Origin of the sequence: Mesorhizobium sp. C395A, assembly GCF_030323205.1 — a bacterium.
In the GTDB taxonomy this organism is placed as follows: Bacteria; Pseudomonadota; Alphaproteobacteria; order Rhizobiales; family Rhizobiaceae; genus Mesorhizobium.
Window position 1 is genome coordinate 6,186,162 of the sequence record NZ_CP100473.1, and the last position, 19,912, is coordinate 6,206,073.

General features: G+C 63.4%; 15 protein-coding genes. 10 read left to right on the forward strand and 5 right to left on the reverse strand.

Annotated features, from left to right (window positions below; all coding sequences use genetic code 11):
- The first annotated feature begins 45 nt into the window (after positions 1 to 45).
- Genes NLY37_RS29880 through NLY37_RS29890 form a run of 3 tightly spaced genes read left to right on the forward strand, consistent with a single transcriptional unit; the run spans position 46 to position 2,929 of the window.
- Complete coding sequence (locus NLY37_RS29880; RefSeq protein ID WP_023740458.1) at positions 46 to 1,218, forward strand: glycosyltransferase; 1,173 nt, start codon at positions 46 to 48, stop codon at positions 1,216 to 1,218.
- Positions 1,215 to 2,009 carry a WecB/TagA/CpsF family glycosyltransferase gene (locus NLY37_RS29885; protein ID WP_023669298.1) on the forward strand — a complete coding sequence of 265 codons (795 nt, stop codon included), beginning with the start codon at positions 1,215 to 1,217 and terminating at the stop codon, positions 2,007 to 2,009. The genes NLY37_RS29880 and NLY37_RS29885 overlap by 4 nt, the downstream gene beginning before the upstream one ends.
- On the forward strand, positions 2,006 to 2,929 hold the full coding sequence (locus NLY37_RS29890; RefSeq protein WP_023669299.1) for a DUF6492 family protein: 924 nt from the start codon (positions 2,006 to 2,008) through the stop codon (positions 2,927 to 2,929). The genes NLY37_RS29885 and NLY37_RS29890 overlap by 4 nt, the downstream gene beginning before the upstream one ends.
- Here NLY37_RS29890 and NLY37_RS29895 read toward each other — a convergent pair.
- Complete coding sequence (locus tag NLY37_RS29895; protein WP_023669300.1) at positions 2,926 to 4,221, reverse strand: lipopolysaccharide biosynthesis protein; 1,296 nt, start codon at positions 4,219 to 4,221, stop codon at positions 2,926 to 2,928. The genes NLY37_RS29890 and NLY37_RS29895 overlap by 4 nt on opposite strands.
- Before the next feature lie 198 nt (positions 4,222 to 4,419).
- On the opposite strand from NLY37_RS29895, the gene NLY37_RS29900 reads away from it, so the two are divergent.
- The 4 genes from NLY37_RS29900 to NLY37_RS29915 all read left to right on the forward strand — a co-directional run bounded on the left by NLY37_RS29900 (position 4,420) and on the right by NLY37_RS29915 (position 10,849).
- Entirely contained in the window at positions 4,420 to 6,702 is a 2,283-nt protein-coding gene (locus NLY37_RS29900; protein WP_023740459.1) for a GumC family protein, read from the forward strand.
- A 355-nt stretch (positions 6,703 to 7,057) separates the two neighbouring features.
- Positions 7,058 to 7,957 (forward strand): bifunctional methylenetetrahydrofolate dehydrogenase/methenyltetrahydrofolate cyclohydrolase FolD, encoded by a 900-nt coding sequence (gene folD / locus NLY37_RS29905; protein ID WP_023740460.1) that lies wholly within the window; start codon positions 7,058 to 7,060, stop codon positions 7,955 to 7,957.
- A 17-nt stretch (positions 7,958 to 7,974) separates the two neighbouring features.
- Positions 7,975 to 8,967: a GlxA family transcriptional regulator gene (locus NLY37_RS29910; RefSeq protein WP_033002972.1), complete on the forward strand. Its 993-nt coding sequence runs from the start codon at positions 7,975 to 7,977 to the stop codon at positions 8,965 to 8,967.
- A gap of 235 nt (positions 8,968 to 9,202) precedes the next feature.
- Positions 9,203 to 10,849, forward strand: a complete 1,647-nt coding sequence (locus NLY37_RS29915) for a vWA domain-containing protein (protein ID WP_023740461.1) — start codon at positions 9,203 to 9,205, stop codon at positions 10,847 to 10,849.
- Positions 10,850 to 10,926: 77 nt separating this feature from the next.
- Here the strand turns inward: NLY37_RS29915 and edd are convergent, their stop codons facing one another.
- From edd to zwf, 3 genes are all read right to left on the reverse strand, one after another.
- On the reverse strand, positions 10,927 to 12,750 hold the full coding sequence (gene edd, locus NLY37_RS29920; RefSeq protein ID WP_023740462.1) for a phosphogluconate dehydratase: 1,824 nt from the start codon (positions 12,748 to 12,750) through the stop codon (positions 10,927 to 10,929).
- 64 nt (positions 12,751 to 12,814) lie between these two features.
- Positions 12,815 to 13,531, reverse strand: a complete 717-nt coding sequence (gene pgl, locus NLY37_RS29925) for a 6-phosphogluconolactonase (protein ID WP_023740463.1) — start codon at positions 13,529 to 13,531, stop codon at positions 12,815 to 12,817.
- Positions 13,513 to 14,982: a glucose-6-phosphate dehydrogenase gene (gene zwf, locus NLY37_RS29930; RefSeq protein WP_023681884.1), complete on the reverse strand. Its 1,470-nt coding sequence runs from the start codon at positions 14,980 to 14,982 to the stop codon at positions 13,513 to 13,515. The genes pgl and zwf overlap by 19 nt, the downstream gene beginning before the upstream one ends.
- 321 nt (positions 14,983 to 15,303) lie before the next feature.
- Between zwf and NLY37_RS29935 the strand changes: the two genes are divergently transcribed.
- The 3 genes from NLY37_RS29935 (at position 15,304) to NLY37_RS29945 (ending at position 18,906) form a co-directional block, all read left to right on the forward strand.
- A complete protein-coding gene (locus NLY37_RS29935) occupies positions 15,304 to 16,050 on the forward strand; it encodes an SDR family oxidoreductase (RefSeq protein WP_031245848.1) in 747 nt (248 codons plus the stop codon).
- A gap of 180 nt (positions 16,051 to 16,230) precedes the next feature.
- Entirely contained in the window at positions 16,231 to 17,526 is a 1,296-nt protein-coding gene (locus NLY37_RS29940) for a Mur ligase family protein (RefSeq protein ID WP_023697308.1), read from the forward strand.
- 84 nt (positions 17,527 to 17,610) lie between these two features.
- Positions 17,611 to 18,906, forward strand: coding sequence for a Mur ligase family protein (locus tag NLY37_RS29945; protein WP_023740465.1), 1,296 nt, complete (start codon positions 17,611 to 17,613; stop codon positions 18,904 to 18,906).
- A 21-nt stretch (positions 18,907 to 18,927) separates the two neighbouring features.
- Here NLY37_RS29945 and NLY37_RS29950 read toward each other — a convergent pair whose 3' ends face one another.
- Complete coding sequence (locus NLY37_RS29950; RefSeq protein WP_023697306.1) at positions 18,928 to 19,773, reverse strand: SH3 domain-containing protein; 846 nt, start codon at positions 19,771 to 19,773, stop codon at positions 18,928 to 18,930.
- Between the last annotated feature and the right edge of the window lie 139 nt (positions 19,774 to 19,912).

Consider the following 19,912-nt stretch of genomic DNA (forward strand, 5'->3'; position numbering starts at 1 on the left):
AGGGTTCACCCAGCTTTGCTAGTGGCTGACGCCTGGATAGGTGAGATGCATCTGCTGTTCGCCACATCGATCGTGCCCGACGGCGCTCTCGCTTCGGGCTATGAGATCGCCAATGCTGCGATCATCGCCGCCTTGCGGCGCGCCGGCGTGCGCGTCACCGTCATCGGCTTCATCTGGCCGGGCAAGGCGCCCAGCGACCCCGAAAACACCTTCGTGCTCGGCGCCGTCGACGTGCGCACGGAAAGCGCCTCGGCGCGGCAGAAGCTCGCCTGGCTTGGCAAGGCGGTGCTGTCAGGGCTCACCTTCGCTTCCGTGAAGCTGCGCGCGGTTTCCGACAGCGAAGTCCGTGCCGCGATCGAGCGCGCCGGTCCCTTCGACGGCTATGTCCTGAATTCGGTGCAGTTCGCCGGCGCCTTTGAAAAACTGTTCGCCGACCGTCCCTCGATTTTCGTCGCCCACAATGTCGAACATGGTTCGGCCAAAGAGAATGCGGCAGCAGCAAACAGTCGCTTCCAGCGCCTGCTGTTTGCCCGCGAGGCCAGGCTGCTCAAGACCATGGAGGAGCGGCTCTGCCGCCGGGCTCGCTTCGTCTTCACGCTGGCCGAGGAAGACCGCGCCGCACTCGGCGTTGCCAGCGACGACCGCTCGGCGGTGCTGCCGCTGGTGACCACTGCCACGGCGCCAAAGCCGGTCAAGCCGCGCCGCATCGATTGCGACGCGGCGCTGATCGGCACCTGGACCTGGCAGCCGAACCGCATCGGCCTCGACTGGTTCCTGGAAAAAGTCGTGCCGCATCTTCGCCGGAGCTTTCGCATCAGGGTCGCCGGCAACATGCCGTCGGATATCACCTCTGCCCATCCCGGTGTCGAATTTGTCGGCCGCGTGCCCGACGCCCAGGATTTCGTGCGCGGCGCCGCCGTCATCCCACTGATCAGCACCGCGGGCAGCGGCGTTCAGCTCAAGACCATCGAAACCTTCGAACTCGGCCTGCCGTCGGTCGCCACCGGCCGTTCGCTGCGCGGCATCGATCATCGCCCGGCAAATTGCTTCGTCACCGACGATCCGGCCGCCTTCGCCGGCGCGCTGGAGGCAGCGGCGGCCGATGTCAAGGATGTCGATGGCAGCGCCTTTCACCGCCGGCAGATCAAGGCACTGGATGCCGCCATCAGGCTCGGCCTGGAAAAGCTCGGGTCGGTGGGGGAGGAGGTGTTTGCATGAACATGCACACCGCCCGCGCCGCCTTCGGGCTCGATACGCTGAAGACGATCCTTGGCATTTCGGTCCTTGCCATCGGCTGGGATGACGCGATCGCGCTGCTCGCTCGTCTGATTGCCGAGCGGCGCTTCACCAAGGTCAGTTTTCTCAACGCTCACAACGCCAACATCGCCTCTACCGATCCGGTCTTTGCCGAGGCGCTCGACGATTTCCTCATCCTGCCTGACGGCGTTGGCGTCGATCTGGCGGCAAAGCTGCTCTACGGCGCGCCGTTCCCGGACAATCTCAACGGCACTGATCTCATTCCGGCCTTTCTGCAGGCATCGGCGAGGCCGCTGACCGTCGGGTTGCTTGGCGCCACCCGCGCCAACGCCGAGGCGGCGTCGGTCAGGCTAGCCGCTCTGGCGGTGCAGCACGAATTCGTCGTCATCCATGACGGCTATTTCTCCCCCGCCGAAGAGCAGGCGATCGTCGATCGCATCGAGGCATTGCGGCCCGACGTGCTGCTTGTGGCCATGGGCGTGCCGCGCCAGGAATTGTGGATCGCCCGTCATATCGATGCCCGCCACTGCACGCTGCCGATCGCCGTCGGCGCGCTGCTCGATTTTCTCTCCGGCACGGTGCCGCGGGCGCCTCTGTGGATGCGCCAGCTGAGGCTCGAATGGTTGTTCCGTCTGTGCATCGAGCCCGGCCGGCTGTGGCGCCGCTACGTCGTCGGCAATCCGGTGTTCCTGCTGCGTGTCGTCAGGCAGAAATTCTCGCGTCGGCCCGAGCCCGCCGGAGAGTTGCGGTGAACAGCCGCGTCGTGCCGAGCCCTGCAGCCGAGACCGGTGCCCTGCCGCAAACGCCGACGGCGGCGGTGGTGACCGCCAGCTATGCGCCGGATTTCGAACGCTGCCGCCTGTTGTGCGAGACCCTCGACCGCCATGTCTCCGGCTTGGCGCATCATTACATTCTGGTCGAGCACCGCGACGTGGCGCTGTTTCGCCAGTTGGAAAACGACCGCCGCAGCGTTGTCGACGAGCGCGACCTGCTGCCGCGCTGGCTGCGTGTGTTCGACGATCCGATGAGCCTCTTTCGCCGTCGCATCTGGCTCAGTCTCAAGACCCAGCCGCTGCGCGGCTGGCATGTGCAGCAGCTGCGCCGCATCGCCATCGCTGCGCATGCTGGAGAAGACGTGCTGGTCTTCTGCGATTCCGACGTCGCCTTCCTCAAGCCATTCGATCTGAGCGCCTTCTGGCGCGACGGCAAGGTGCGGCTGTTCCGGCGCGACGGCGTGCTGTCGAGCGACGGTCACGACGAGCATCGCATCTGGTCGCGCAATGCGGCCTCGGCGATTGGTATCGATGCATCCGAGGTTTCGAACCACGACTATATTTCGACGCTGATCGCCTGGCGCCGTCAGACCGTGACGGCGATGTGCGCCGAGATCGAGAAGGTGCACGCGCGCGGCTGGGTCGAGGTCATCGCTTCAGTGCGCCGGTTCTCCGAATGCATGATCTATGGCCGCTATGTCGACGATGTGCTGGGGGGCGCCGGCCATTTCCACGGCTCGGAGGAATTCTGCCGCGTGCACTGGACCGGGGAGGCGCTGTCGGATGACGAATTCCGCAGCTTCGTCGCCGCTATGGCACCGGGGCAGGTGGCGATCGGCATGCAATCCTTCATCGGCACCGATATCGGCCGCATCCGCCGCCTGATCGGATTGGCTTAGATTGCCTTGGCGGGCTTGCGCAGCGCCGAATAGGTTAGCAGCGCCGAGGCGAGATAGAGCAGCAGGAAGACGACATTGAGCGATACGACAAGCCTGGGCGTGTCGGCAATCGTGGTCAGCACATAGGTCAACAGCACCGCCTTCAGCCCCGCCAGCAGGCCGAGGTTGAGCGCCCTGAGCGCGGTCTGGCCGCGCGCGAACAGCAGCTCGGCCTGGTATTCGACCAGGTTGCGCAGTCCCGGCACGCCGATTGCCAACGCCACCAAGGGCGCCGCCTCGGCGACATTCCGGCCAAGTGCATTGGGGAAGAAATGCAGCACGATGCCGAGTGCGGCCAGTGCCAATGTCGACACCAGGAACACGCCGGCTTCGATACCGCTCTTGACCCGCAGTCGCGACAACAGCTCCGGCGCCCGCATCATCCTCTGCACCAGCATCATCGAGAAGGTGCGGATCGGGATTGCCGTCAGGTCGACCAGCCGCATGATGATGGCATAGATGCCGGCCAGATGCGGCCCGCCGATCGCCAGCACGAGCAGCTTGTCGAATTCCGACTGCAGGTAGAACAGCACTTCGGCTCCTGCAACATAGATCGAATCGGCAAGCCGCCTGAGATAGAGCTCGGTGCGCAGCCTCAGCCGCTGGCGTGGATAATAGAAGCCGAAGGCCAGCAGCAGCGAGGCGGCGTTGGCGCCGATGTAGAACAACGACCAGATCCAGACGCTGTGCTGGCCCGATAGCATGAACAGCACGGCGCCCAGCGCGCGGAACGCCGTGGCCACGATCGACAGCACGGCGGCGCGGCCGAATTTGCCGAGCCCGTTGTTGACGATCAGCACCACCTCGACCGGCCGCCACAAAAGCGCCTCTGCAAAGACGATTGCGGCAAAGACGGCCAGCGGAACGGTGCTGGCGAAGAAGATCAGGTAGACGCCCCAGGAGGCCGCCGCCAGCAGTGGTAAGGACACGGCGCCAAGCAAAAGGAAGCCGGCGGTGAAGGTGCCGATCAGATTGGGGCGGATGGTGGCTGTGCGGTAAAGCGCCGAGATGAAGCCGAAAGCGAGGATGCGCGACAGCATGACGCCGGCCGCCGAGGCGGTGGCGAACATGCCGAACTCGGCAATCGACAGCGTGTTGGCAAGTGCGATGAAATAGGCAAGCGAGAACACCAGCCGCCCGCCGGCGCCGCTGATGGCTGAAAGATAGTCGCGAACCAGCCCCCGTCTTTCGGCGAGGAAGGTGCCGATGCGGGCGAGTGTCCGCCTTTGCGGTATGTCGCTGGCCTGCGTCATATCGAGGAAAGCCGTAAGCCGCAAAGCTTAACGTGCGGTTCTGACGCCATTTTACAGATCCCGGCAATGCGTGGCGAAGCGAGAAACTTTCACTTGCAGACTTCGGAAATTAACCTTTTGTTTCCCATGCCTGTTTAGCGTGACTTAACGATTGGCCGACCGCCGCTCCTGCGCCGTCGAAGGTAAAGTTTCGAGACAATGGTCGACAGGGAAAACCGTGAAGACTGGAGGCGCGAGCTCCTGGCGCTCGGCAAAGCCGTGCGCGGCGATGAGGCGGCGGATGCGTCGGCGGTCTCGATCGGTGACCGGGTGGATCCGTCATGGCGCGAGGACGCCGCCACGCGTCACCGCATAGCCCGCTCGCAACGCGAGGCGCGGTCGAATCCGGCGCCAACGTCACCGCCCGAGCCGCCGCAGTTCCAGGCCGACGGCGAACCCGTTTCGGCCGCCAGCGCGCGTGAGGAGCCTGTTTCCGGCCGGCGTCAGCAGCACGCCGCCTATGAGCTCCGCTCTTTCCACGAGCAGCGACCGGACCGCGACGACGATGACGGGCAGGAATGGAAGCCGCTGATCGATCCGCTCCAGGTCGTCCGCGGCATTAGTCGTTCCAAGTTGCTGATCGTCTCGACTACGATATTGGGCACGGTGCTCGGCGTCGCCGTCGCCGTTTCGACAACGAAGAAATACGAAGCCACCACACAGATGGTCATCGAGCCAGGCGACCTGAAGCTTTCCGACAACGATCTCACCCAACCGGTCGGGCAGCCCGATGCGGCGCTGGCTGTTGTCGAAACCCGCATCAAGATGGTGACATCCGGCAAGGTCCTCGACAAGGTCGTGGCCGATCTCAATCTCGTCGACGATCCGGAATTCAACGGACAGGGCTCTGGCGGCCTTGGCGTCCTGTCGCTCATTCGCTCGATACTGTCGCGCCAGGATGGCCCTGGCGGCGGCGGTGAAGTGCGCCGCCAGGCGCTGGCGGTCGGCAATCTGGCCAAGAGCCTGTCGGTTGAGCGCAGCGGCAAGAGCTTTGTCGTTTCCATCAGCGCCACCACTCAAAGCGCCGACAAATCGGCGAAGATAGCCAATACGACCAGGGACGTTTTCCAGCAGGAGGCGGCCCAATACCAGTTCGGGATGGCCGGGCGCGCGACGGACCAGCTGACGGCCAAGCTCGATGACCTGCGCAAGAATGTCGAGACAGCGGAGCGCAAGGTCGAGGATTTCAGGGCCACGCATGATCTCGTCGACGCGCAGGGCCATCTGATCAGCGACGACCAGATGCTGAAGCTCAACGAGCAGCTCTCAGTCACCCGGGCCCGTACGCTGGAACTCAATGCCCGGGCCGCGTCGGCGCGTTCGCTGGACGTCAATTCGGTCATCAACGGCACCTTGCCGGAAGAAATCAATTCCAACACGATGAGCGAACTGCGCGCGCAATATGCAGTTTTGAAGCAGGAGGCCGACCGCGCCGCCGTGCGTCTGGGACCGCGTCATCCCGAATACCAGGCGCTCAACGCCCAGCTCGACGGCTCGCGCGAGCGCATCGCAGGCGAACTGCGCCGCATCGCCTCGTCGCTGCAGGTCGATTTGAAGCGCTCGGTTCAGCTTGAGCAGGATCTCGCTTCCCGCCTGGCTCAGGCAAAGGTCCAGAGCGGCGACGTCAACAGCGATCTGGTCAGCCTGCGCGAACTGGAGCGTGACGCCACGGCCAAACGCTCCGTCTACGAACAGTACCTTCTGCGCGCCAAGGAGACCGGCGAACAGCAAAACATCAACACCACCAACATCAATCTGATGACCCCCGCGCAACCGCCGCTCGAACCCAACGGACCGTCGCGGGCTGTAATAGCGATGGCCGGCCTGCTGCTCGGGCTTGCTTCGGGCATCGGTGTCGGCGCCATGCGCGGCGCCTTTGCCAGCCTGCGCGGCGCTGCCAATTCGCGTTCGCGCGGCAGAATGGACGAGCGCCCCCCTCCGGTCGAGGACAAGGTCTATCGCGCGCCGCTGCCTGTGGCGCCGCCACCGGCAGCACCTCCGGTGTTGCCGACCGCGGCCGCTCCCGCCCGGAGCCCAGGTCTGTTCGACGGACTGTTCTCGGCGATGCGCAAAGCCGCGCCGGGTAGCGGGACGTCAGGCGAACCCGTCGAGACCTACCGCGCCCAACCAGCCGCCGAATATACAAGGCCGGTGCAGGAGCCTGTGGGCTATCGCCAGCCGGACTTCCGGAACGAGGTTCCGCACGCCAATTCCCCTGCGCAGCAGCCTGGCTACGCGCAGCCTCGTCAGCCGGCTGACTATGCCTATTCGCAGGCTCAGCCGATGCCCGCGGCGTCCGGGCCGTGGTCTTCTCCGCAGCCCGCTGGGGCGGCGCCGGAAGACCAGCAGGCGCAAATCGACGATATCCGCGCCAGCCTGCGCGAATTTCGCGAAGCGGTGCGCGAACTCACCGAAAGCCGTTCGCACCGCCGCTATTTCTGAGCAATTCCAGGAAAAGTGTGAAACGGTTTTCCCGGGAAAAGCGCGTAGCGCGCTTTCCCTTGGGAATTGCGTCAAAACAAGAAATAGAGCGGTTCAGCCTTTCCGTGAAAGGATGAGTCGCTCTAGCCCGTCAGCACAGAATAAAAGCTGCCGGTTTCGAGTTTACGGCATTTGACGGCGCTTTGACGGGATTGCTTAGGCCAAATTTCGTGAAAATGCTGCGCAGCATGGCGCCCAAAAAAGCGCTGCCGTCGGGCTTTACCCGAATGGGCGGAACGTTTGGGCCAACGACATGCACGAAGCAACGTTCAAGGCGCGCGCCGCGCCTTGGCTGGAATGATGTCGAGGATGGTTCATGGCCGAAGTGATTGACGGAAAGATCGTCGCCGCAGACGTGGTTCAGAAGGTCAAGGCCTTGACCGAGGACCTGGTCGCCAAGGGAAAGGCCCAGCCCGGCTTGGCGGTGGTCATCGTCGGCGAGGATCCGGCAAGCCAGGTCTATGTCGCGTCGAAGTCGCGCACCGCCAAGGAATGCGGCTTTCATTCGCTGCAGCACACGCTGCCGGCCGACACGTCCGAAGCGGCACTGCTGAAGATCATCGGCGAACTCAACGCCGATCCGGCCATCAACGGCATTCTGGTGCAGCTGCCGCTTCCCGCCCATATCGATGCCGGCAAGATCATCCAGGCCATCGCACCGCAAAAGGATGTCGACGGCTTTCATTTCATCAATGTCGGCAAGCTCGGCACCGGCGAACTCGAAACAGCCTTCGTGCCCTGCACGCCGGCCGGCTCCATGCTTTTGATCGAACGCGTGCGCGGCAAGGATCTTTCCGGCCTCAACGCGGTCGTCGTCGGCCGCTCCAACATCGTCGGCAAGCCGATGGCAAATCTGTTGCTTGCCGCCAACTGCACCGTCACCATCGCCCACAGCCGCACCAAGGATCTGCCGGCGCTGGCCCGCACAGCCGACATTCTGATTGCCGCCGTCGGCCGGCCCGAAATGATCAAGGGCGACTGGGTCAAGCCGGGCGCCACCGTGATCGATGTCGGGATCAACCGCATTGCCCCACCCGAGAAGGGCGAAGGCAAAACCCGCCTCGTGGGCGATGTAGCCTATGCCGAAGCGGCCAAGGCCGCCGGCGCCATCACCCCCGTGCCCGGCGGTGTCGGACCGATGACCATTGCCATGCTGATGGCCAATACGTTAGCCTCAGCCTACCTTGCGGCCGGCTTGAAGCGGCCTTCCTTCTGACCCAGAAAGCAGCTTCTTTGCCGAACCTTACTATACCCTCTGAACGGCCGGATGATCCCGTTCAAGGGGGCCGGCAATTCGCGTTCTTGCTGGTCGACAAGTTTTCGATGTTTTCGTTGGCAGCGGCGATCGATACCTTCCGCTCGGCCAACCGCCTGCTCGGCCGCGATTTCTATGGCTGGACGACGGTCTCGGCCGACGGCGATCCCGTCATGGCCTCCAACGGCCTGCCGCTCAAGATCGACTATGCCGTCGCCGATTTGCCGCCGGTCGATATCCTGTTCGTGTCGGTGGGCCTGTCGGTCGAGTTCCCCGGCAAGAGCAAGGTGCTGGCGGCGCTGCGCGGCTGGGGCCGGCGCGGCAATGCGCTCGGCGCGCTGTCGGTGGGCTCTTACCTCCTGGCCGAAGCCGGTCAGCTCGAAGGTTATCGCTGCACCATCCATTGGGAAAACCGCGCCGGCTTCGTCGAGCGCTTTCCCGACATCAATTGCACCGGCAACGTCTTCGAGATCGACCGCAAGCGCTACACCTGCGCCGGCGGCACCACCTCGATCGACCTGATGCTGGAGATCGTGCGTGGCGACTTCGGCTCGAACCTCGCCAACGGCGTTGCCAACCAGTTCCAGCATGAGCGCATCCGCTCCGCCGGCGACCGCCAGCGCGTCGGGCCGGAGCGCGACCTGACCGGCAAGTCGGAGAAGCTAAGGCGCATCGTCGAACTGATGGCCGACCATCTCGACGAGCCGCTATCAGCCGTGCAGCTTGCTAAATCGGCGGGCCTGTCGGTGCGCCAGGTCGAGCGCTTGTTCCTGCGCCATTTGAGCGTCACGCCCGGTCGTTACTACATGCGGCTCAGGCTTGAGCGGGCGCGCGAACTGCTGCGCCAGACCAACATGCCGATCCTCGACGTGGCCATTGCCACCGGCTTTACCTCGCACTCCTATTTCGCGCAGAGCTATCGGCTGCAGTTCGGCCGTCCGCCTTCCGAAGAGCGGCGCACCACCTACTGATGTCGTGGTGCCAGCTCTGCCGGCGCCGATCCTATTACAATGCAACCGTTAGAAGCATGATCCCAAAAAGTGGGTGCCGGTTTTTGGAAAAGATCATGCTCCAACAAAGGGCTAGATCATGATGAGATTTCATCCAAATCTCATCATGATCTAGTAACCCGCTCCAGGCTTGTGTCCGGACGCGCTGTCAAATAGCTTCCGGCGCGGATCAGAGGGCGGCCTCAAGGAGATTTCGATGGCGGAATTTTTGCGGAGCGTCGCTGCGGCGCTGCTCCTTTTGTCGATGACTTCGCTCGGCTTTGCCGCCAACAAGGTTATCATCATTCTTGACGCTTCAGGCTCGATGTGGGCCCAGATCGACGGCAAGCCGAAGCTCGAGATCGCGCGCGAATCGCTGAGGACCGTACTGCAGTCGGTCCCAGGCGACGACGAGATCGGCTTAATGGCCTATGGCCACCGCGAAAAGGGCAGCTGCGACGACATCGAGCTGATCGTGCCGCCGCAAGCCGGCTCGGCTAGCGCCATTTCGGCCGCTGCCGACAGCCTGAAATTCCTCGGCAAGACGCCGCTGACCGCAGCCGTCAAGCAGGCGGCCGAAGCTCTGAAATACACCGAGGACAAGGCGACCGTGGTTCTCATCACCGATGGGCTTGAAACCTGCGAAGGTGACCCGTGCGCGCTGGGCAAGGAACTGGAGGCCTCAGGCGTCGATTTCACCGTCGACGTCGTCGGCTTCGGCCTGACCGCTGACGAGGGCAAGCAGATCGCCTGCCTTGCCGACAACACCGGCGGCAAATATATCCAGGCCTCGGACGAGAAGGCGCTGCAGGAAGCACTGGTCGAAACCGTCGCCGCGCCGGCGCCGGCACCCGCTCCGGCGCCTGCCCCTGAACCGGCAAAGCCCGAATTCAATTTCATCCCGAGCGTGGTCATGGCGGAAGGCGGCGATCCGATCACCGACGGCAATGCCTGGGAGGTCTACAAGGCCAAGGCCGATGGCACGCGCGGCGAGGCCGTCACCACCCAGTACAACAACTACGAGGCCCATCTCGAGCCGGGCGACTATGTCGTCGTCGCGCGCGCCGACGAAGCTCGGGCGGAACAGAAGGTCAATATCGAGGCGGGCCAGGTCTACAAGCCGCTCTTCACCTTGAACGCCGGCACCATGCTCATCCATCCGAAGCCAAGCCAGGGCGCCGAGATCAGTGACGAAGCCCATGTCGACTTCGCCTTCCCAGGCGGCAGCACCACCCACTATGGCGACACCAGGATCATCGTGCCGGCTGGTGAGCAGAAGGTGACGGTTGCGATCGGCAGCGGCTCGGTGACCGAGAACATCCAGCTCGCCGCCGGGCAGACTGTGGAAAAAGACATAGTCGTCGGCGTCGGCCATGCCGCCGTCAACGCCTACTACACTGCAGGTGGCGACAAGGCCGACTCCTCGGGCATCAGCGTCCAGATCGTCAAGGCCAAGAAAAAGATCGACGGCTCGCGTGACGATGTCGCCCACTCCTATGGGCCCGACAGCAAGTTCTGGCTGCCGCCGGACGACTATGTCGCGGTCACCTCGCTTGAGCTCGCAACCGTCGAGCAGCCTTTCAGCGTCAAGGTTGGCGACGTCAAGGACGTCAAGGTGACGCTCGATGCCGGCGTGCTGGTGATGTCGGCGCCGGGCGCCTATTCGATCGAGGTGCTGTCGTCGAAGAAGGATATCCAGGGCAACCGCAAGGCGCTCGGCCTGAACTATGGCGACACCTGGCAGCAGACTATCCCGGCCGGCGACTATGTCGTCCTCCGCCACATGTCCGATCAAGGCCATGACAAGGAAATGCCGGTGACGGTCAAGGCCGGCGAACGGAGCGAGATTACGGTTCAGCCGTAATCTCCATCCATCCCTCACCAAAGGGCGGCCTCAAACCGAGCTCGATCCGCCCTTTTTACAAAATAGGCAATGATGCCTCAGGCCGTGCCGAAAGCACTGGCGCCGTGGTCGGCGCGGCCGACCAACTGGCGGAAACCAGCGAACAGCTCGCGGCCGAAACCGAACTCGTTGCCGATGAGATCGATGTCGGCCGTGCGGCGCAGCGCGAGCTCGGGCCCCGGCACCAGCACTTCCAGCGTGCCGGCATCGGCGTCGAGCCGGATGATGTCGCCGTCATGGATCCTGGCGATCGGCCCTTCCTCGACCGCTTCCGGCGTTACATGGATCGCCGCCGGCACCTTGCCGGAAGCGCCAGACATGCGCCCGTCCGTGACCAGCGCGACGCGCTGGCCACGATCCTGCAGGATGCCGAGCACGGTGGTCAGCTTGTGCAGTTCCGGCATGCCGTTTGCCTTCGGGCCCTGGAAGCGGATGACGGCAATGAAGTCGCCAGTCAGCGTGCCGGCCTTGAAGGCTTCGTTCAGTCCCTGCTGGCTGTCGAACACCTTGGCCGGCGCCTCGATGACGCGGCGTTCCGGCTTCACGGCGGACGTCTTGATGACGGCGTGGCCGAGATTGCCGGCGAGCACTTTCAGGCCGCCGGTCGGCTGGAAGGCCTTCTTGAACGGCGCCAGCACCTTCTCGTCGCCGCTCTGCAGCGGCGAGGCTTCACGCACGACGCCGCCATCTTCGCCGAGCCGGGCCTCGACCGCATAGGGCCTCAGGCCTTCACCCCATACCGTCTGCACATCCTCATGCAGGATGCCTTCGTCGAGCAATTCGCGGATCAGGAAGCCGAGCCCGCCGGCGGCATGGAAATGGTTCACATCGGCAAGCCCGTTCGGATAGACGCGGGCCAGCAGCGGCACCGCTTCCGACAGGTCGGAAATGTCCTGCCAGGTCAGCGTAATGCCGGCGGCGGCCGCCATGGCGATGAGGTGGATTGTGTGGTTGGTCGAGCCGCCGGTGGCGTGCAGGCCGACGACGCCATTGACGAAAGAGCGCTCGTCGATCATGCGGCCGACCGGCGTGTAGGCGTTGCCGAGCGCGGTGATCGCCAGGGCTCGCCTGGTCGCCTCGCGCGTCAGCGCGTCGCGCAGCGGCGTGCCTGGATTGACGAAGGACGCGCCGGGCGTATGCAGGCCCATGATCTCCATCAGCATCTGGTTGGAATTGGCGGTGCCATAGAACGTGCAGGTGCCCGGCCCGTGATAGGATTTGGACTCCGCTTCGAGCAGTTCTGCGCGTCCGGCCTTGCCCTCGGCATAGAGCTGGCGGACCTTGGCCTTCTCGTCATTGGGGAGGCCCGTCGTCATCGGCCCTGCCGGCACGAACACCGCCGGCAGATGGCCAAAGGTGAGGGCTGCAATCACCAGCCCCGGCACGATCTTGTCGCAGACGCCGAGATAGACGGCGGCGTCGAACATGTTGTGCGACAGGCCGATCGCCGCCGACATGGCGATCACGTCGCGCGAAAACAGCGACAGCTCCATGCCGGGCTGTCCCTGGGTCACGCCGTCGCACATGGCGGGCACGCCGCCGGCCACTTGCGCGATGCCGCCAACTTCCTTCGCGGCTTCCTTGATCAGCGCCGGGAAGGTTTCGAAGGGCTGATGCGCCGACAGCATGTCATTGTAGGAGGTGATGATGCCGAGGTTCGGCACCTTGTCGGCGCCGAGCGCCAGCTTTTCAGACGGGCTGCAGACGGCAAAGCCATGCGCGAGGTTGCCGCAAGACAGGACGCCCCGGTTGGCGGTGCGGCTGGACGCCTCGGCGATGCGGCCGAGATAGCGCTCGCGGCCGGCTTTCGAGCGTTGGCGGATGCGTTCCGTGATGGCTTCGATGTCGCGTCTGGCTGTCATGGTCGGTCCTTTCGAGCCCCGGAAGAACGTCCTCCACCGTCTGCCGGGACTACTTTGCGTGAAATCAGGGTGCCCAGAACACCTCTACCGGGGTGGGTGCCGCTTCGAGCACTTTGCGGATGGGCTTTTTCGCACCCGGTCCCATCGCACCGTCGAAGGCGGTGCGCTTGTCCTCGCCTTCTATATGCAGCGCGATGAAGCCGGCGTCGACGATCCGCGCCAGCGGCAGCGTCAACCGGGGTTCGCCGGCGCTTGCCGCGTGAACCGGCAGCACGATCCTTGATGAGGCCGGGTCGAGCAAATCGCCGAGATTCTCGGCGTCGGGAAAGAACGAGGCGGTGTGGCCGTCGCCGCCCATGCCGAGCACGACGACATCGAGGGGCCAGGGCAGAGCCTTCAGCGCCGCATCGTCGGCCGCCGCGGCGGTCTCGATGCTTGCCGCGTAATGGTAGAGCGGCACGAAGTGCGCGGCAGCCGCCTTGTTCTGCAGCAGGTTGGCCGCCACCAGCCCCGCATTCGAGCGCGGCGAGGAGGCCGGCACGAACCGTTCGTCGACCAGCGTCACCGTCACCTTGTTCCAGGCGATCGGAATGGCCGAAAGTGCTGCAAAGAACTTTGCCGGCGTGGTGCCGCCGGAAACGGCAAGCAGGGCCGTGCCGCGCTCGTCGATGGCCTTGGTCAGGCGCGCCGCGACATTGCCGGCAAGGGCTGCCGCCAGGTCCTGGCGCCCGGCAAAGCCGTTCCAGTTATAGACGGGCTCGCTCAATTGCTTTCGTGCCATGTCCGCCCGTCGCGTTCGATCAGCGCAATCGAGGCCGAGGGACCCCATGTGCCGGCCGTATAGCCTTGCGCCTCCTGCCTGGCGCTTTCCCAGGCGTTCTGGATCGGGTCGATCCACTTCCATGCCGCCTCGACCTCGTCGCGGCGCATGAACAGCGTCTGGTTGCCGCGGATAACATCCATGATCAGCCGTTCATAGGCGTCCGGCGCGCGACCGTCGAAAGATGTTGCAAAGCTCATGTCGAGCGGAATCTGGCGCAGCCGCATGCCGCCCGGGCCTGGATCCTTGATCATGATGAACTGCTTGACGCCTTCGTCGGGCTGCAGCCGGATCACCAGTTGGTTGGCTGAGATCGGCCCGGCGCTGTCGCCGAAGATCGAATGCGGGATCGGCTTGAACTCGATGACGATTTCCGAAACGCGGGTCGCCAGCCTTTTGCCGGTCCGGAGATAGAACGGCACGCCGGCCCAGCGCCAATTGCCGATCTCGGCCTTGATGGCGACGAAAGTCTCGGTGGAGCTGTCTTTGCCGAGTTCCTCGACATAGCCTTTCACCGCGCCGCCTGCAGAGGCGCCGGCGCGGTACTGCCCGCGCACGGTGTGCTTGGGTGCCTCATTGCCGTTGATGCGCTTCAGCGCCCGCAGCACCTTCAGCTTCTCGTCGCGCACGGCATCGGCATCCATCGACGATGGCGCCTCCATGGCAACCAGGCAGAGCAGCTGCAGCATGTGGTTCTGCACCATGTCGCGCAGCGCGCCGGCCTTGTCGTAGTAGGTGACGCGGTCTTCAAGACCGACGGTCTCGGCCACCGTGATCTGCACATGGTCGATATGGGCAGAATTCCAAAGCGGCTCATAGAGCGCGTTGGCAAAGCGCAGCGCCATCAGGTTCTGCACCGTCTCCTTTCCGAGATAGTGGTCGATGCGGAAGATCTGGCTTTCGTGGAAGTCGTCTCCAACCACGTCGTTGAGCTTGCGCGCCGAATCGAGGTCGCGGCCGATCGGCTTCTCCAGCACGATGCGTGAATTCGGCGTGATGAGATTGTGGGCTTTCAGCTGGTGCGAGATGTCGCCGAACAGCGCCGGCGCCACCGCCAGATAGAAAGCGCGGATGCGGTCGCTTTCGCCGATCGCCTTTTTCAGCTTGTCGAAGCCGGCACCCGTCGTCGCGTCGGCCGACACGTAGGACAGCCGGGCAAGGAATGTCTTGAGTTCCTCGGCGTCGATGTCGGCCGGCTTCACATGCTGGGAGATCGCCTGCTTGGCGAAAGCCTGGAATTCCTCGTCGCTCATTTTCGAGCGCGAGGTGCCGATGATGCGCGTCGGCTCGGAAAACTGATGGTCGCGCTGGCGGTGGTAGAGGGAGGGGAGCAGCTTGCGTTCCGACAGGTCGCCGGTGCCGCCGAAAATGATGAAGTCGAAAGGATCGACGGGAATGATCTGGCTGGTCATGGTGTGTCCGCTTTGACGCCGCTCGCTGTGACGCGGCTGGATATAATCTAATCGATTTAAATTATCCAGTGCCATGGTGTCACATCAAGGACAAATCACTGCATATTGATTCGGTCCAAATGTGCCTTGACACTGGCTGCCACCCGGAGGCTTTTCATCAAGCGATGGTTCCGGGAGCCTTCGCGCCTGCAACATAAAGCGGGAATGTGACGAAAGCTAATGCGTGTCGCCCAGAAGTGCGAGGCGGTTCTGGGAGATAGACACGCATCGAACAATAAGGAAAATGCGCTTGCGGGGTGGTCTTCAATGAGCGGGAAAAGCATGCGTCTTGAAAACAAGGTCGCCGTCATCACTGGTGCTGCCGCAGGCTTCGGCGAAGGCATGGCCAGGCGATTTGCCGAAGAGGGTGCAAAGGTCGTCGTCGCCGACCTCAACGCCAGGGGCGCCGAGCGCGTTGCCGCCGAAATCGGTGACGCCGCGATCTGGACCCAGACCGACGTTTCGCAGCGTTCCGAATTCGACGAGATGGTCTATGCCGCAAAAAGCGCCTTCGGCCGCATCGATATCATGGTCAACAATGCCGGCTACACCCATCGCAATGGCGACATGCTCGACGTCGACGAGGCGACCTTCGACCTGATCACTTCAGTCAACATGAAGGCGATCTACCACGCCGCACTTGCCGTGGTGCCGATCATGGAGCGGCAGGGCGGCGGCGTCATCCTGACCACGGCTTCGACCGCCGGTTTGCGGCCGCGTCCGGGGCTCACCTGGTACAATGCCTCGAAGGGCTGGGCGATCACCGCGACCAAGTCGATGGCGGTCGAACTCGCGCCCAAGAACATCCGCGTGAACTGCCTTTGCCCGGTCGCCGGCGAGACCGGCATGCTGGAGAAATTCATGGGCACTGACACGCCGGAGATCCGCGAGAAATTCCGTGCCTCGATACCGCTCGGCCGTCTGTCGACGCCGCTCGATATCGCCAACGCTGCGCTTTGGCTTGCGTCGGACGAAGCCGCCTTCATCACCGGTGTGGCGCTGGAGGTCGACGGCGGCCGCTGCATTTGAGCAATTCGGGAAGTACCTCGCTGTTCGCAATGCATGGCAGACAGAGCAATGTCGGCAAGAGTTCGCATCGGTGCGCCGGCCGGCCGAGGAACGAACAGTTGACGTCGTCATGCCGGACCCCAGTTTGACTTCTCGATCACCCGAAAGGCATAACGGGATCGTGGATAGTGTTGGCGGGTGATGAAGATCAGGCAGCAGAAAAGTCGCTATGATCTGGGATGGCGGCTGCGGCTTTACCTGGCCACGCGTGCGCGGGCGCGAAGCAAGGCAATTTTCATCGGCATTACCGGAAGCTCCGGCAAGACCACGGCGGGAAGCCTGCTTGGACACATCCTGGCCGGTCATGGTTCGGTCCATACACAGGTTCTGGCCAACACGATGAAACTGTTGGTCTCGACGCTATCCAGGCGAATGGGAAAGGGCGGCAAAACCGACTACGTCGTCTTCGAGGCTGCTGCATTCGGCCCGGATACAATGAAGCCCATGGCCGAATTGCTTCGCCCCAACGTGGCTGTTGTCACAATGGTCCGGCTGGAGCATCGCGCCAGTTTCAAGACTGTCGAAAACGTCGCACGAGAAAAAAGCGCCCTGGTCGCGGCGCTGGAGCCGGGCGGCTTCGCGATGCTCAATGCCGATGACCCTCTTGTGATGGGCATGGCCTCGGCGAGCGATTGCCGTTCCGTCACATTCGGCACATCGGAGCAGGCGGATTATCGCGTCAGCGATATCGAGGCCTCCTATCCCAAGCCGTTGCGGTTCTCGCTCCACTGGCGCGGCGGTGTGCTCGATATCGAGACGTCGTTCCCCGGCGAGCATTTCTGGCTGCCGACTTCAGCGGCGGTGGCAACCGCTCTTGAGCTGGGCGTGCCTGCGCAGATGGTCAAGCACAGGATCGCGACGTTCCAGCCTCTGGAAAATCGCGGCCAGGTGCTCGTCCCCGCGGGTGGCCCCCACTTCATCGTGGATGCCGCAAAGGCGCCCTGGCATTCGCTGAGCCTTGCCTTCGACATGGTAGCCGGATCGACATTTGGGCGAAAACGTATCGTTCTTGGCCAGCTATCGGATTTTTCCGGCTCGAATAACAGATATGCCCAAGCTTACAGCAGCGCGCGCGAGATTGCAGACCAGGTGATTTATGCCGGCGATCATGCCCATCGCTCCAAGGCGAACCAGGCAGATCGCGACAGCGGCCGCTTCATCGAATTGCGCACGGCCAGGGAAGTGTCGGACTACATCGCCCAAACCGCGCAGCCTGACGAGTTGATCCTGCTCAAGAGCTCGTCCAATCTGCACCTCGAGCGTGTCGCTCTTGCCTGGACCCACGACGTCCAGTGCTGGGTTTCGGTATGCGGCAAGACCGAGGGATGCGAGCAATGCGGCCTCTATGAAGTGCCGTTTGAGCAGCACCGTGAGTTTGTGGCGCAGAGAAAATCGAAGCGCCGCAAGCACAGACTGCTGCGGCTCCTCGGCCGCTAGAATCTTTGGCTGAAGCACGCCAGCGCCCGTTTGACTCTGGAACTTGGCACGACGCATATTAGGCTGGCTAAAAGCTGGCGGGGTGTGAAACTGGAATTGCTGAAAATTCGCAAGGACTTGGGCTGGGCGCTGCGACGGCTGCAGGCGCGCTGGGTGCGGGCGCGTAACAAGGCGACGTTCATCGGCATTACCGGCAGCTCCGGCAAATCCACATCCACCAGCCTGCTTGCACACATACTGGCCGCCCAAGGCAAGGTGCATCTACAGGCCCAGGCCAATACAATGCCTGCGCTCATCCGAACGCTTTACAAGCGCCTGAGGAAGGCCGGCAAAGTCGATTACGTCGTTTTCGAAGCCGGCGCTTCCGACTTCGGCACGATCAGCGCCATGGCGCAGATGCTGAAGCCGAGTGTGGCGGTGGTTACGATGATCCGTCTGGAGCATTTCGGCAAGTTCAAGACTCTGGAAGCTGTGGCGGGAGAGAAGCGGGCGCTGGTCGGGGCACTCCAACCTGATGGACTTGCGGTTCTCAATTGCGATGACCCACTGGTGATCGGCATGGCGTCTGGCGCGAAATGCCGGATTGCGACCTTCGGCCAGTCCGGCGAGGCAGACTACCGCGTGAGTGACGTGCATGCCGCGTATCCGGAATTGCTGCGGTTCACCCTTCATTGGCGCGGTGGCAGCCTGAATATTCAAGCGCCTTTTCCCGGCGAGCAATTCTGGCTGCCGACTGCAGCGGCTGTTGCCGCCGCCTTGGAACTTGGCGTCCCGCCAGAGCAAGTCGTAGCGAGAACGGCATCGTTTGGACCACTGCCCAACCGCTCTACGGTGCAAGAGGTATCCGCGGGCCCGAAATTCCTGGTCGATACGGCCAAAGCGCCCTGGCATTCGCTCAACATTGCTCTGGAGATGATTGCAAAGGCCAAGGGTGCTCGCAAGCGCATTGTGCTGGGGCAGATATCCGACTACGCCGGCTCGTCGAGGAAATACGGCGCCGCCTACAACATCGCGCGCGAAATCGCCGATGAGGTCATTTATACCGGCGACAATGCGCATCGCTCGCGCGCCAGCCAGGCCGACCGCGACAGCGGCCGTTTCATTGAGCTTCGCACTGCCAAGGAAGTTTCGGATCATATCAAACGGACGGCAGTCCCAGGAGAACTGATTCTGCTGAAAAGTTCGTCCAACCTTCATCTGGAAAGGATCGCGCTCGCCTGGACACACGACGTCAAATGCTGGGTCCCGATATGCCGCAAGTCGGAAAGCTGCCAAATGTGCGGCCTCTACGAGGTGCCGTTCGAGGAACAGCGGGATTTCCTGGCGAAGCGCAAACTTGCTCGCAGGAGACACCGTTTCAGGTGGTTGCTCGGCGGCTGACCAGATCTGGCGGCTTGCGTGTCAATCCCCGGTCTTGATGTAGCTCTTGTAGATCCAGCCGCGCTTGCCGTTGTAGACGATCTGGCACCATTTCTTGCAACTCATCACCTGCACCGACGACTTGGCGGGCACGGTCCCCATGGCGGCGGCGTTTTTCTGCGGACCGCTGCGCATTGTCACCGCCCTGAGGATGCGTCCGGTGCCGGCGGCAGCAGCCACCTTCTGTGGCTTGGCCTTGGCCTGGGTATCGTCCGTTGCGGCGGAAGATTGCTCGTTTGGAAGTTGCGGTTTTGGCGTCGGTATGGCGGCGGTCTCGGCGTCGTCGTCATTGGCGGGAGCAGCGACCTTTGACAGCTGCGTCGTGGCGTCGCTCTGCGCCGCCGGTTCTTCGAATGCCGCGGCATCAGACGGTTTGGCGGCAGCCTGCTCGGCAGGCGCCTGATCGGATGGCGTCGCGGCAGGGTCGCTGTTGGATTGCGCCGCAGTCCAGCGCGGATCGTTCGCCGACAGCGGCGGCATGGCAGCCCCACCGGCAGCGACCGTCGATGAAACCGCATCGCCCTTGCGCGCGGCTTGTGGCGCCGCTACCGCGGCAGCCGTGGCCGCGACCGGGGCAATCTTGGTCGTCTTGACCGGAAAAGTCGGAACGTTCTGCTGTGTGCTGGCGATCGCTTGCCGGTCGCTGGCCGGCAACGCCAGCCAAAGCGCTATGCCCGCCACGCCAAGCAGCGCTGCGGTGCCGACCGCGGCGATCACCAGATGCGAATTCGTGCGCACCCCCTGCCAGAAGGAGGGCCGCATGTCATAGCCGAATTGCATGGCGAAGCGCCGACGTTCCGGCGCGCCGAAACTGAAGGGCTCGTTCACTCTTGCCACCTCCAAAAGATGAGCCGGTGTTCTTTCGATCGGCGCCGGCAGCCCGGCATTCGATCGGCATCGGTCCCAACAACAAAGCGGGCAGGCCCGCAGAAATCCCCGTTCAATCGCCCAGAACCGGCATCCTTTG

Coding starts and splice junctions, on each gene's coding strand:
- zwf (WP_023681884.1), bottom strand. CDS start 14,982: ATGACCAGCCAGATCATTCCCGTCGATCCTTTCGACTTCATCATTTTC.
- folD (WP_023740460.1), top strand. CDS start 7,058: ATGGCCGAAGTGATTGACGGAAAGATCGTCGCCGCAGACGTGGTTCAG.
- NLY37_RS29935 (WP_031245848.1), top strand. CDS start 15,304: ATGCGTCTTGAAAACAAGGTCGCCGTCATCACTGGTGCTGCCGCAGGC.
- edd (WP_023740462.1), bottom strand. CDS start 12,750: ATGACAGCCAGACGCGACATCGAAGCCATCACGGAACGCATCCGCCAA.
- NLY37_RS29880 (WP_023740458.1), top strand. CDS start 46: ATGCATCTGCTGTTCGCCACATCGATCGTGCCCGACGGCGCTCTCGCT.
- NLY37_RS29900 (WP_023740459.1), top strand. CDS start 4,420: ATGGTCGACAGGGAAAACCGTGAAGACTGGAGGCGCGAGCTCCTGGCG.
- NLY37_RS29885 (WP_023669298.1), top strand. CDS start 1,215: ATGAACATGCACACCGCCCGCGCCGCCTTCGGGCTCGATACGCTGAAG.
- NLY37_RS29895 (WP_023669300.1), bottom strand. CDS start 4,221: ATGACGCAGGCCAGCGACATACCGCAAAGGCGGACACTCGCCCGCATC.
- pgl (WP_023740463.1), bottom strand. CDS start 13,531: ATGGCACGAAAGCAATTGAGCGAGCCCGTCTATAACTGGAACGGCTTT.
- NLY37_RS29940 (WP_023697308.1), top strand. CDS start 16,231: ATGAAGATCAGGCAGCAGAAAAGTCGCTATGATCTGGGATGGCGGCTG.
- NLY37_RS29915 (WP_023740461.1), top strand. CDS start 9,203: ATGGCGGAATTTTTGCGGAGCGTCGCTGCGGCGCTGCTCCTTTTGTCG.